The organism is Bacillota bacterium, from assembly GCA_013178125.1.
In the GTDB taxonomy this organism is placed as follows: Bacteria; Bacillota; SHA-98; order Ch115; family JABLXJ01; genus JABLXL01.
Window position 1 is genome coordinate 50757 of the sequence record JABLXJ010000001.1, and the last position, 13150, is coordinate 63906.

The window sequence follows — 13150 nt, forward strand, 5'->3', positions numbered from 1 at the left end:
GCTTATTGCTTTACTATATGGTGTGCATTATGCGGCCGATCTAGCTATCCTGTATCTCATTTCATTATCTTGAGTTTGGGGGGGCAATGTAGTAAAATATCCAATGTTGATGAGTGATAATGATCTATTAGTGGTTAGCTTCCTGGTTTGTCGTAAATTCAACTCCCCGGGAACTTCCCGGGGTGCCCGGGCGGTGCCGGACCGTGTTCGTTGGTATCTTCTGTCGCTTAATCATAGAGGAGTGATTCCATTGTTAGAGGAAGTCTGGAAGGTCGATCCTGAGGTCGCCAAGGCAATTGAGGATGAAACAGGGCGCCAGCGTTCCAAGATCGAATTGATCGCATCGGAAAATTTCGTGAGCAGAGCTGTTATGGAGGCTCAGGGGTCACCCCTGACAAATAAATATGCAGAGGGCTACCCGGGGCGGAGGTATTACGGGGGGTGCGAGTTTGTTGATGTTGTCGAGACCCTTGCGATCGAGCGGGCGAAGAAGCTGTTCGGGGCCGAGCACGCCAACGTGCAGCCGCATTCGGGAGCCCAGGCAAATACCGCTGTGTATTTTGCGGTCTTGAATGTCGGCGATACAGTTCTCGGTCTGAATCTTACACACGGGGGGCACCTGACGCACGGCCAGCACCTCAATATTTCGGGGAGGTATTTCAGATTCATTCCATATGGCGTGTCCCGGGAGACCGAGACCATTGATTATGATGAGCTCCGCAACCTCGCGCAGGAACACAGGCCCAGAATGATCGTGGCTGGGGCGAGCGCCTACCCGAGGATCATCGACTTCGCCAGGATACGCGAGATTGCTGATGAAGTCGGCGCCTACGTCATGACTGACATGGCTCACATTGCGGGCCTTGTGGCCGCAGGGCTCCACCCGAGCCCCGTGCCTTACTCTGAATTTGTGACGACCACGACGCATAAAACATTAAGGGGCCCGCGCGGCGGGTTGATTCTCTGCCAGGAGCGCTTCGCCAGGGTGGTCGACCAGGCGGTCTTCCCGGGCATCCAGGGTGGCCCGCTCATGCACGTTATAGCGGCGAAGGCCGTCGCCCTGCGGGAGGCCATGACGCCGGAGTTTCGGGCCTACCAGGGCCAGGTAGTTAGAAACGCCAGGGCCCTTGCAGGCGAGTTGATGGCCCGGGGTTTCAGGATTATATCGGGCGGCACCGATAACCACTTGATGCTGGTGAGCCTGATCGAGAAGGGCTTGACCGGCAAGAGGGCCGAAAAGCTCCTGGATGATGTGGGTATAACTGTCAATAAAAATACCATTCCATTCGATCCGGAGAAGCCGTTTACCACGAGCGGCATAAGAATAGGGACGCCGGCGGTCACAACCCGGGGAATGAAGGAGAGAGAGATGAGGGAGATAGCCAGCATAATCTCGTCGGTGCTTGATAACCCCGATAGCGCTGAGACGATGGGTGAAGCCAGGCAGAAGGTTCAGGCTCTGTGTGAGAGCTTCCCACTCTATAGTTCCTTATAGCTTCCTCACCCCCTTGCCAAGGAATTTGGCAGGCCCACCGCCGCTCTGCCAAGAGATTAGGCAGATTAGCCTATAAACTCGACAAAACTGCCAAAAATTCTGGCACCTCTACGTGTAACCTGCCAAGATTCTTGGCACTTTCACCTTAGATCAGGGTAAACTGCCTAGAATATTGGCAGGGTTACTGAGTAGTTGCCAAGAATCTTGGCATCTCCACGCGCAAACCGCCAAGAAATTTGTCACTATGCATATTTTTAAATGCATGTTTGGCATATGTTTCGTGGTAGAATAGATATGGTTATGGTTCAACCTCGCGATCTCGCGACCGTGCTTGCGTTATCGGGCTCAGGGCTTACTGGTCAGGCTCTATTAACGCTCACGGTTTTTGTTATTCTCAGGACCCAATTTCGGTGAGGAGGGTTTGTGGGCATGGGCACAGGCATGGGCATGGGAAAAGTTTTGGAAATACGCTGGCATGGGAGGGGCGGTCAGGGCGCCAAGACGGCCGCTCTTCTCCTCGGTGAGGCGGCATCTGCTGCCGGCAAGTACATCCAGGCCTTCCCTGAATACGGCCCCGAGAGGATGGGCGCCCCCGTCCTGGCCTTTAACCGGATCAGCGACGAGCCCATCACGGTCCACTGTCATGTCGCTTCCCCGGGGATAATTGTGGTGCTGGATCCCACCTTGATACGCACGGGGAGCGTTACAGCTGGGGCGCCGGAGGATGCGGTCTACGTCATAAACACCCCCCTGGACCCCTCCGAAATGCGAAAGAAGCTGGGGGTGCGCTCGGGGAAGGTATTCACGGTGGATGCGATGCAGATTTCCCTGGATTGCCTTGGCCGGGCTATACCCAACACCCCGATGATCGGGGCCCTGATCCGTGCGACCGGGCTCATGAAGCTCGAGGACTTCGTCGCGGATACAAGGCGCAAGCTCGAGAAGAAGTTTGGATCAAAGCCCGGCGTCGTGGAGGGCAATATCAAAGCCATCGAGCGGGCCTACCAGGAGGTGAGGGGTGAGTGAATCGGGCGAATAGGGGAAATGGAGTAAACAACCGGGTTGATGTGGATGATGAAGTGAATAAAGTTAACGAGGGAAACAATGGAAACGTAAAGGGTGGAAACGGAAATAATGGAAACAGATGGCATGATGGAGTTAATATGGATGAAAAGGGCTGGAGGGATGTGCCCATAGCGGGCCTCATCATCGAGCCCGGGACGGCAAGGGGGTATAAGACCGGGGAATGGAGGACCCACCGCCCGGTCTGGGACCCCGAGAAGTGTATTAATTGCTTTTTATGCTGGATTTACTGCCCTGATTCGGCTATCCAGGTGAAGGATGGGAAAGTGGCCGGCATAGACCTGGAGCATTGCAAGGGGTGTGGCATATGCGCACACGAGTGCCCGTCTAAGGTCAGGGCGATCAACATGGTGCTGGAGAGCGAGGCTGAGGCCGAAGATGGAGGGAAAGGGAATGAGGAAACCGGCGGGGAGGCTAACCGGGGTGAAGCCGACAGCGATAAAGCCGATTGTGGTAAAGCCGGCTGCGAAAGGGGGAGCGTGAAGTGGTAGCAGAGCTAGCAGAGCGGGAATTGGCAGGGCGAGAAGCGGTGAAGTTCATTGCCATGACGGGCAATGAGGCTGTGGCCGAGGCCATGAGGCAGGTCAACCCCGACGTCGTGGCCGCTTACCCCATTACGCCCCAGACGGAAATCGTGCAGATATTCTCGACGTTCGTTGCTGATGGGCTCGTGAAGACCGAGTTTGTGACCGTCGAGAGCGAGCACAGCGCGATGAGCGCAACCATCGGCGCCGCGGCGGCGGGTGCGCGCGCGATGACGGCGACCTCGTCCCAGGGCTTTGCGCTGATGTGGGAGATGCTTTACATCGCGGCGGGCCTGAGGCTTCCCATAGTTATGCCCGTTGTAAACAGGGCTCTGAGCGCGCCCATCAATATTCACTGCGATCATAGCGATACGATGGGCGCCAGGGATTCCGGGTGGATCCAGATATTCTCCGAGAATGCGCAGGAGGCTTACGATAACGTGATCCAGGCTGTCAGAATCGCGGAGTCCAGGGATGTCTTGTTGCCCGCGATGGTGTGCATGGATGGCTTTATCGTGAGCCACGGCATGGAGAGCGTCAAGCTGCTCAAGGATGAAGAGGTCCGGGGGTTCATAGGAGGGTATGAACCGGCTTACTCGCTGCTGGACGTCGACCACCCGATAACCGTGGGAGCCCTGGACTTCGCTGACTGGTATTTCGAACACAAGCGGCAGGAGGCCGCGGCTGAGGTCCCCGTAGCTGAAGTGGTCAGGAGGGTCGGCGAGGAATATGGGAAGCTCTCGGGGCGGAGCTATGGGTTGTTTGAGGCCTACAGGCTCGACGATGCGGAGGTGGCAGTGGTGGCGCTCGGCTCGACCGCGGGGACCGCGAAGGCGGTAGTCGATGAGCTGCGGCGAGAGGGCGTCAGGGCGGGGGTGCTCAAAATCCGGCTCTACAGGCCTTTCCCCGGGGATGAAATCGTCCGGGTCCTTTCGGGCGTGAAGGCCATCGCGGTGCTCGACCGTTCTGATACCTTCTCCACCATGGGCGGGCCAGTGTTTATAGACATCAAGGCCTCCATGTATGCCCCCATATATGATGACTCTGTATATGATGACTCTGTGCATGGCCCTGTGCGTGGTTCTACGCATGACCGTGACGCCCGCGATACTGGCGCGCGCGATACTACGCAGAGGCCGGTTATAGTAAATTACATCTACGGGCTCGGCGGGAGGGATATTGACCTGGAGCAAATTCGCAAGGTTTATGAGAGGCTCCAGGCAATAGCGACCACCGGGGAGGCCGGCCAGTGTGTCAGCTACCTGGGGGTAAGGGAATAAAGGAGACAGGGGGTGTTATTATACCATGGCCAATTTGAGGGAGTTATCTCGCAAGGATGAGCTGCTCACCGGCGGGCACAGGGCCTGTGCTGGGTGCGGGGCGCCGGTGGCCGTGAGGCAGGTTTTAAAGGCTGTGGACACGCCCGTGGTAGTAGGATGCGCCACAGGCTGCCTGGAGGTGACCACGACCATCTACCCGTATTCGGCCTGGAATGTCCCGTTTATCCATAGCGCCTTCGAGAATGTTGCTGCGACGGTGAGCGGCATTGAGGCGGCTTACAGGTCTCTGAAGCGTCAGGGCAGGATCCAGAGGGATATTCAGTTTGTAGCCTTTGGGGGAGACGGCGGCACCTATGATATTGGTTTTCAGGCGTTATCTGGAGCTATGGAGCGCGGCCACGATATGGTATATATTTGTTATGACAATCAAGCATATATGAACACAGGGATCCAGCGGTCTAGCGCCACGCCCAGGGGGGCGGCGACCACTACGAGCCCTGCCGGGAGGGTGGCTACGGGAGGCAAGAGTCAGTATCGCAAGGATCTTACAGCTGTGATGGCGGCCCACGATATTCCATATGTGGCTCAGACCACGATCAGCCACTGGAACGATCTCATAACCAAGGTTAGGAAGGCTTTTGCTGTAGAGGGGCCGGCCTTTGTGAATATCCTGGCCCCGTGCCGGCTCGGATGGCAGATCGATTCCGCTGATAGCATCGAGATATGCAGGAAGGCGGTGGATACCTGCTTCTGGCCGCTCTACGAGGTAGAAAACGGGGTGTGGAAGATAACCGTGAAGCCAAAGGAGAAAAAGCCCATTACGGAGTGGCTGAGGCCCCAGGGTAGGTTCCGCCACCTATTCAAGCCCGGAAATGAGAAGATCATAGAGGAGATCCAGGCCGACGTGGACCGCAGGTGGGAGATGCTTCAAAAGAGGTGTGAGGTGGGCGGGGCGGGTATGATGCCTCGTGAATAGGGCGTCTCGCGTCTCCCCGCTTTAGGAGATGGTATGGTCTTTATGAAATGGCCTCTGCAGGATGCGCCCTGCAAGTACAGGATGCGTCCTACGAGATGCACCCTGTACCTGCAAACCTGCAAAATGCCTCTTGGAATCCATCGTTTGTGATGGTATAATAGTGGGCGGAGAGATGGCAGAGCGGTCGAATGCGGCGGTCTTGAAAACCGTTGGGGGTGCTGAGCCCCCCGTGGGTTCGAATCCCACTCTCTCCGCCATTTTTATGCCCCTAGTTTTTTAGGCATTCAGGGGTCACTACCCAGAGAATAAATATTACCCCAGCTAAAGCCGTTTTCATCCTCTGGTGGTGCCGCCTATGCGGCATGGGGGTCTGGCATCCCAGACTTCCAGACTGCATTTAAAGTGCTTGCAATGCTCGGGACCCTTTGCTATAATCAAATCGTTGTGAATCAAATCGTTGTGTGGTTAATCCGTGAAGTAGGTTGACCTGCGACAATAGAATGACCAGTATACGCGCAAAGCACGCAAATGCCTCTGCCGCAAACGCAACGCATAGCGAGTGCAGCGCGTGGCAACGTAGCGCATAGCAGGTGTGGCGCATAACCAACGTAGCGCATAAACGCGATGAAGGGGAAAAGTAGGTTCGCATAAGTTTAAGGCAAGTTTACATAGATGAGGTCCCTCGGGCAGAGAGCCGGGGTTGGTGGGAACCGGCGGAGGGACGCAGCCGAATCCACCCTGGAGCGGCACGGTGAAAGGCTGGATCAGTCAGAAGGTTGGATCAGATGCTGGATCAGATATGACAGGTCCGGTTCGAGTAAGCCGTGACGGGCGGCAGGCTCGTTAATGAGGATGAATTGAGTGGGCCCGGAATTGATTATGCGATCATGATCGATATACCCGGGTCAAACTGGGGTGGCAACGCGGGAGACTTTATCGCCTCTCGTCCCTGGTGCTCCGCAATATTGCATATCATTGCATGCGGCGTACCGGGGCGAGGGGTTTATTTTTTAGGCGGGATTCCCCTAAGTTGGGTCTCATGACTCATGATCTTAATTTATATCGTGGCGTCATGCCTTGACATCATATCGTGACGTTACGCCGTGGCACATATCATGATGCTGCGGCGTAGCAAGATCATGTGAGGGAGCTGATCTATAGATGCTGGATATCAAGCTTATAAGGTCAAACCCTGATATAGTAAGGGATGCACTGCGCAAGAGGGGAGAGGATGCCCCCCTCGATGAGCTGTTGCAAGTCGACGAGGAGCGCCGGGGGACACTCTATGAGGTCGAGCAGCTAAAGCGCCGGCGAAACGAGGTCTCCGAGGAGATCGCGCAGATGAAAAGGAATGGGCGGGACGCCTCCGCGCTGATCGTCGAGATGCGGGAGGTTTCAGATAAGATCAAGGCCATGGATGAAAGGGTTAGAGCCCTGGACGACAGGATCATAGAGCTCTTGCTGGCAATCCCCAATATCCCGCACGAGAGCGTGCCGGTGGGTAAGGATGAGACCGAGAATATCGAGGTGAGGCGCTGGGGTAAGCCACGGGAGTTCGATTTCGAGCCCAGGGCCCACTGGGATATCGGGACCGGCCTGGATATCCTCGATTTCGAGCGGGCGCGAAAGATAACAGGGTCGAGGTTCACGGTCTTCAAGGGGGCAGGTGCGAGGCTCGTGAGGGCACTGATCAGCTTCATGATAGACCTTCATACCCGGGAGCACGGCTACACAGAGGTCTATCCGCCCTTCCTCGTCAACAGGGACAGCATGGTTGGCACGGGCCAGCTCCCGAAATTCGCTGCGGACATGTTCCACTGCGAGGGCACAGATTTCTACCTTGTACCCACCGCGGAGGTGCCCGTCACAAACCTCTACAGGGGCGAGATCCTGGATGCCGGCCAGCTCCCGATCTACCATGTTGCCTACACTGCGTGCTTCAGGGCGGAGGCTGGAGCCGCGGGCAGGGATACGCGGGGCCTCATCAGGCAGCACGAGTTTGACAAGGTAGAGCTGGTGAAGTTCGTCAGGCCCGAGACGTCTTACGAGGAGCTCGAGAAGCTCGTGGCGGATGCGGAGGACGTGCTGAGACGCCTCGGGCTGCCGTATCGGGTCGTTATGATGTGCACCGGGGACGTGGGGTTCGCGGCAGCCAAGAAGTACGATCCGGAGGTGTGGATGCCCAGCTACGGCAGGTATGTGGAGATCTCGTCGTGCAGCAATTTCGAGGCGTTTCAGGCGAGGCGGGCGGATATAAAGTACCGGCCTGAGCCTGGAGCAAGGCCGGAATACGTCCACACCCTGAACGGCTCGGGGCTTGCTGTGGGGAGGACGCTTGCAGCCATTCTCGAGAACTACCAGGAGAAGGATGGGAGCATCGTGATCCCGGAGGCCCTGCGGCCCTACATGGGAGGGCTGGAGCGTATAGAGCGCTAACCGGGATAGCCGGCATAGAGCACTGACCGCGCAGGGCTGAAGCCGGGCTGAAGTATGATACAGTATGAATGCTTCGAGACTGAAAACAGGGCTCATATCCTCCCTGTTCATAATCCTCCTCTTCCTTGGGGGTTTGTTTGAGCCGCTGGAGCTCATGTCGTATGACGCGAGGGTTCGCCTCTCGCGAGCCCTTTCCTTCCCCTATATTTTTCCGTTCACCAGAATGGCCCCAGATAGAGAAGGAGATTCCCTCCAGGCAAAGGAAAAGGATTCCCCCGTAGTGCTGATAACGATCGATAACGCATCCCTTGAGAGGCTGGGCCAGTGGCCATGGCCTCGTTCGACCCACGCGAAGCTCGTCAATGTTCTTTCTCGGGCGGGCGCAAGGGTTATAGGTTTTGACATAATCTTTTCCGAGCCGGATTCGAAGAATGTAAAGGGGGATGAGATGCTTGCCAGCGCGAGCGGCGCCGCAGGCAATGTTGTATATGCAGGGTCCTTCTCGACCAAGTTTATCATCCCCGGGTCGAGGCTCTTCCAGGGTGAGGGTGGGATCTTCCCTGTAAGCCCGCTCCACGAGGCTGCTGCCGCGGTAGGACATATAGTTGCGCTCCCGGATGGGGATGGGGTGCTCCGGAGGTTGCCGGTCGCGGTGAGGGGACAGCAGGGTCTTTATTTTTGCTTCCCTCTGGAGCTGGCCAGGATTTACCTGGGTATTAGCGGCGATTCGATGAGGCTTATCCCGGGGCGCTACCTTGAGATGCGGGACCTTGAGCCGGATGGCGGCTCGCGATTGGACCAGCCTCCCGGCTTTGATGAATTGGAATCGAACTGGGACCATCGCCCCCGGGCCCGGGTCCGGATCCGGGGCCGTCGCATCCGGGTGCCGCTGGACCCGACCAGCAACATGCTCATAAACTATGGCTACAAGAATTATGGCTACAAGGCGGGGGGCTACCGGACCTTCCCTTATTACCAGGTGCTCGCGGGCCAGGTGCCGGCAAGGGAGTTTGATGGGAAGGCCGTCATCATAGGTGTAGAGGCGCAGGGCCTGCGGGATTTCTATCCAACACCCCTCTCGACCCGTGGTGAGGTGACTCCGGGGCTCCGCATAAACGCCCTGGCTCTCGAGACTATCCTGTCCGGGGATTTTATTAGAAGGGTGAATCCATTCGTTACGGTGATGATAATCGTGGTGGGGGGCCTGGCAGCCGCCGGCTCCACCTTGCTCGCCAGGCTCTTCATTTTAATTGCGCTTGCAGTCATCTCTGGATTCCTCGCCTTTGCGCGGTACGGCCTCTGGTTCGATATGGCGGCGCCCATTGCGGCCATGCTGGCCTCCTATGTTGTAAACCTGATCCAGGCGCTGGCCGCGGAGGAGAGGAAGCGCAATGAGGTGAGGAGGACTTTTGAAAGATACGTAACCCCGGAAGCTGTCCGGGAGATCCTGGCCACCCCGGGAGGATATGCGCTTGGCGGGTCGCGCAGGGCGGTAACCATTCTTTTCGCCGATATAAGAGGCTTTACGGCGTTTGCCGAAGATAGAGACCCCGAAGAGATCGTAGGCATCCTAAATCGATACCTCAGCGCGATGGGGGAGGCCGTGCTGCGTGAGGGCGGGGCCCTGGATAAGTTCACAGGCGATGGGGTGATGGCAGTCTTCGGCGCGCCGGTAGTGATGAAAGACCATGCCTTCCGGGCAGTGAAGGCCGCGCTCGCGATCCTGGATAACGTGGAAAGGCTCGGGTATGGTCTCCAGGTCGGGATCGGCATGGCTACCGGCGAGGCCGTGGTGGGGAACATAGGGACCGGAAGGCGCATGGACTACACGGCTATCGGGAGCGTGGTGAACCTGGCAAGCCGGCTTGAAGAGCTGGCAGGGCCCCGACAAATCCTTGTGGACGGAGCGACATATTCTATGATAAAGGGCCATGAGAGCCACGCGGGAAGAGGAGATCCCGGCTACATGTTCATAACATGGGAGAGTCTCGGGCATATAGCGTTGAGGGGCCGGACCAAGCCCCTGGAGGTATGGAGAATCACAGGTAGAGATGGCTCGAGACCAGCTTTAGGAAGATCCCTATATGTGGAAGAAAAGAAAGAAGAGGGAAAAAGGGAAAAAGAAGGAGAAGAAAAAGAGGAAGAGAAAAAAGAAGAAGGGGAAAAAGGATATAAAGGTGAGGGAAAATGCAATATCGTGTTTCATTGTCAGCGCTTTGTTTGGTACTCGTCTCCAGCACCCTTATTCTCTTATCGTTACATAATGCCAGCCCGGCCTCAGGGCACCCTAGCTTGACCGAAGCCTCACGCCAGCCCATAGTTTCTTCGCCAGTTACATCCGCCATTATAACGGAGGCAAAAGGAATAGTGGAAGTATCCTTTTCGCAGGAGAAGCTCTGGCACATGGTCGGAAGTGGATTTTCGCTGAGACAGGGTGACAGGGTGCGCACAGGGAAAAATTCGTGGGCTGTGATCAAACTGTTGTGCGGGTCGGCACCGAGAGGCTGGATCAGGCTTGAGCCCGAGACGGAGTTTCTCTTTGCAGCAACCTCCTTCACGGCATCGCAAGTTGCCTTCGAATCGCACGAATCCTACAAATCGCAGGTCACTCTCAGGATGAGACTGCTTCTTGGGAGGATATATATAAAAATTCTTCGACCATTCGCGCCTACCCTCAGCCCAGCCATTGAATTCGAAGTAGTTACTGATGCGGCCACAGTTGGAGTGAGGGGGACGCTGTTTTCAGTTTGCGTATCGCCTTCAGGGATAACGGGTGTCTCCGTGCGGGAAGGGTTAGTCGAGGTAGCCGCTCAAGGTAAATCTATTTTTCTCAAGCCTGGGCAGGCAACTATAGTCCGTCCAGGAATGCCACCCGAGTTGCCCGGCCTCATGTCTCCTGAGGAGAGAAAACAGTGGCAGGGCCCTGAGAAATGGTTGGAGGAGATCGAAGATGAGTGTGCCACAATCGAAGGCGAGATTGAATGGCCTGTTCTGTTTCCGGGCGGTAAGCCCAACGAAAATGGGAATCCTCAGGATGGGAACGCGGGCCTTGAAGCTGGTAAAGGAGTGGAACAGAGTCAGAGTAAAGAAGGGATTAAAGAACAAGCAAATAAGGTAAATGGCCAAATAAATAAGGTTGGGGATAAGGATTTGATGTCAAAGATGGGAGCAGAAACTCCATGAAGAAGCCGGCGAATCCACAAAAGGTGGATAAGATGGATACGATGGACAATGCCAAATTCCTGAGCCAGATTTCCCTTTTTTTAAACCTACCTTACGAGGAAGTGGCCCGGGCCGCCGCGATAATCCAGGAACGAGTTTATAGGAAGGGGAGCCCCATATTTTTTGAAGGGGATCCGGGCGAGGCGATGTTCATAATAAAGGAAGGTGCTGTCAAGGTATATAGACTCTCCATTGATGGGAAGGAGAAAACTTTGGCGATAATCTCCAGAGGGGGTTGCTTCGGCGAAATGTCCCTTCTCGACGGGCTTCCCCGTTCTGCCGCTGCGCAGGCGCTCGAAGATTCAAAGCTTCTCATTCTACCTAGGGAGGATTTCCTTAAGCTCCTTACGTCAAACCCGCAGATCGCCCTGAAGATCATCCGAGTCCTGACAGCGCGTCTTCGCGAGGCGGACCAGCAAATTGAATATCTCGCTTTCGGGGATGCAAGGGGCAGGGTGGCGTCCATCCTTCTCGACCTCTTTCAGAAACATGCGAAGCTCGGGCCCGATGGGTACACGATTGATATCAGGCTTACGCATCAGGAACTTGCCAATCTCTCCGGAGTTACTAGGGAAACAGCAAGCCGTATCTTATCGGAATTTGAAGAAGATGGTTTAATCCGGATCCAAGGAAGGAACATCCTCATCTCAAGCGAGAAGGGTCTTCGTTGCTTGATCTCTTTCTGATTCTTTAACCTCCTATGCCCCCAGGCCTTTTATGATCCTGCGCCCCTTTACCCTCCGCCCCTTCCGATCCTGTGATGAAAAACACAAATCTTCTGTGACCGGGCCCACAAACTCAGCTCCCTTTGAGACCTATAATGAAATAAAGAGTTAAGGCAACCAAGGTAAAGGTCCCAAAGTCGAAAAAGGCGGGGCGCCGAAAATTATATTGAGGAGGTCGGAGGTCAATGAAGGTAGAATGGACTGAAGGGAGCATCAACTGGTTCAAAACCTTGGTGGTGTTAACAGCATTGACTTTGCTGGGTCTAACGGTGCTGTGCGGACAAGCAGCATATGCAGGTGGCTTCGGGGTTAAAATTGGAGGTGGAGGTAGCGGAGGAGCCAAGATCAGCGGAGAGTCCAGTGGAGGGATAGTGACGGGAAGCGGGGGGTCTGGAGCAACCACCGCTGGGGAGGCTTCGGCAAAGGCGGAAGTGGATGTGAAGGTTGAAGTTGATGAGGATAACCCAGGGACGGAGGTTGAGGAAAATAAGGAGAACGAAGCAGCGACAAATGAAGCAGCGATAAATAAAGAGGCCATCAATAGTGAGGGTAATGAGGGCGTTTCAATAAATAACGAGTCAGGGGTAGGGACGGGCGCAGGAGCTTCAATGGAAATCAATGTTCAATCCTTGGCGACAGATACAGATATTAATAAGCAAGTGGAAGCGTTCTGTACGAGGATTCGCGCTATGAAAGAAATATCTGCGCAGGTGCGGACCAGGCTGGAAGCGCAGCTTCGAGAGGAATTGAGGGCGATATATGGAGCCCATGAATCTCTCACTCCTGTAAATGCCCGGGCCAGAACGCAGGCTAACATTGAGGCGTGTATAAGGGCAGCGATGCGGGCGGACTATTCCGCGGAGGATGCTGCAAAGATAGCAGCGGGGGTGCAGGGCGCCGTCCTCTCGGGGGTAGATGTTGCGACTGCAGAGCAGGTCGCTCTTGAAGGTATAGCCGGGGGCCGCACTGCGGCAGAGATTCGGGCCGAGCTCGAAACCAGGGCCCGGCTTGCGGCCGGGAATAAATAGGTATTGACAGGCAGGCAGGAGAGGCAGGCAGGTGGCAGACCCCCTGGCCTGCCGTCCCTTCTCCCTCGCCTGCTAGACGCGACCTGAATGCAGAAGAGCGGGTGGGAATAAAATAATAATTATTATCCCGGGAATCTGATGTGACGATATATACGGTCCTCCAGACCGTCCCCTGAATAGCTTTGCAAATAGCCTTGCGTAGCTTGCAAATAGATAGATTGACACGGCGTCAAGAGAATGCTATAATTCAGGCATAGCAATGGTTAATCAGTTCCGCAGCGGAGAGGTACCCAAGCTGGCTGAAGGGGACGGTTTGCTAAACCGTTAGACGGTTAACACCCGTGCGGGGGTTCGAATCCCCCCCTCTCCGCCAGGATATCT

The 13150-nt window shown here is 55.7% G+C and carries 10 protein-coding genes and 2 tRNA genes; all 12 read left to right on the forward strand.

Features of this window, described 5'->3' with window-relative positions; all coding sequences use genetic code 11:
• Positions 1–109 precede the first annotated feature (109 nt).
• The 12 genes from HPY71_00255 (at position 110) to HPY71_00310 (ending at position 13142) form a co-directional block, all read left to right on the forward strand.
• Positions 110–1495, forward strand: a complete 1386-nt coding sequence (locus HPY71_00255) for a serine hydroxymethyltransferase (protein NPV51942.1) — start codon at positions 110–112, stop codon at positions 1493–1495.
• 447 nt (positions 1496–1942) lie between these two features.
• A complete protein-coding gene (locus HPY71_00260) occupies positions 1943–2521 on the forward strand; it encodes a pyruvate synthase (protein ID NPV51943.1) in 579 nt (192 codons plus the stop codon).
• A gap of 137 nt (positions 2522–2658) precedes the next feature.
• Positions 2659–3069 (forward strand): 4Fe-4S binding protein, encoded by a 411-nt coding sequence (locus HPY71_00265; GenBank protein NPV51944.1) that lies wholly within the window; start codon positions 2659–2661, stop codon positions 3067–3069.
• 53 nt (positions 3070–3122) lie between these two features.
• Complete coding sequence (gene porA / locus HPY71_00270; protein NPV51945.1) at positions 3123–4382, forward strand: pyruvate ferredoxin oxidoreductase; 1260 nt, start codon at positions 3123–3125, stop codon at positions 4380–4382.
• 25 nt (positions 4383–4407) lie between these two features.
• Complete coding sequence (locus tag HPY71_00275; GenBank protein NPV51946.1) at positions 4408–5358, forward strand: pyruvate ferredoxin oxidoreductase; 951 nt, start codon at positions 4408–4410, stop codon at positions 5356–5358.
• Between the two features lie 166 nt (positions 5359–5524).
• A tRNA-Ser gene (locus HPY71_00280) sits at positions 5525–5615 on the forward strand.
• Between the two features lie 904 nt (positions 5616–6519).
• Positions 6520–7794 (forward strand): serine--tRNA ligase, encoded by a 1275-nt coding sequence (serS, locus tag HPY71_00285; GenBank protein NPV51947.1) that lies wholly within the window; start codon positions 6520–6522, stop codon positions 7792–7794.
• 64 nt (positions 7795–7858) lie between these two features.
• Positions 7859–10090 carry an adenylate/guanylate cyclase domain-containing protein gene (locus HPY71_00290; protein NPV51948.1) on the forward strand — a complete coding sequence of 744 codons (2232 nt, stop codon included), beginning with the start codon at positions 7859–7861 and terminating at the stop codon, positions 10088–10090.
• 71 nt (positions 10091–10161) lie between these two features.
• Entirely contained in the window at positions 10162–10977 is an 816-nt protein-coding gene (locus tag HPY71_00295) for a FecR domain-containing protein (protein ID NPV51949.1), read from the forward strand.
• Positions 10974–11702 (forward strand): Crp/Fnr family transcriptional regulator, encoded by a 729-nt coding sequence (locus HPY71_00300; GenBank protein NPV51950.1) that lies wholly within the window; start codon positions 10974–10976, stop codon positions 11700–11702. Before HPY71_00295 ends, HPY71_00300 begins: the two co-directional genes overlap by 4 nt.
• A gap of 224 nt (positions 11703–11926) precedes the next feature.
• Entirely contained in the window at positions 11927–12769 is an 843-nt protein-coding gene (locus HPY71_00305) for a hypothetical protein (protein ID NPV51951.1), read from the forward strand.
• A 280-nt stretch (positions 12770–13049) separates the two neighbouring features.
• Positions 13050–13142, forward strand: a tRNA-Ser gene (locus HPY71_00310).
• Positions 13143–13150: the final 8 nt, after the last annotated feature.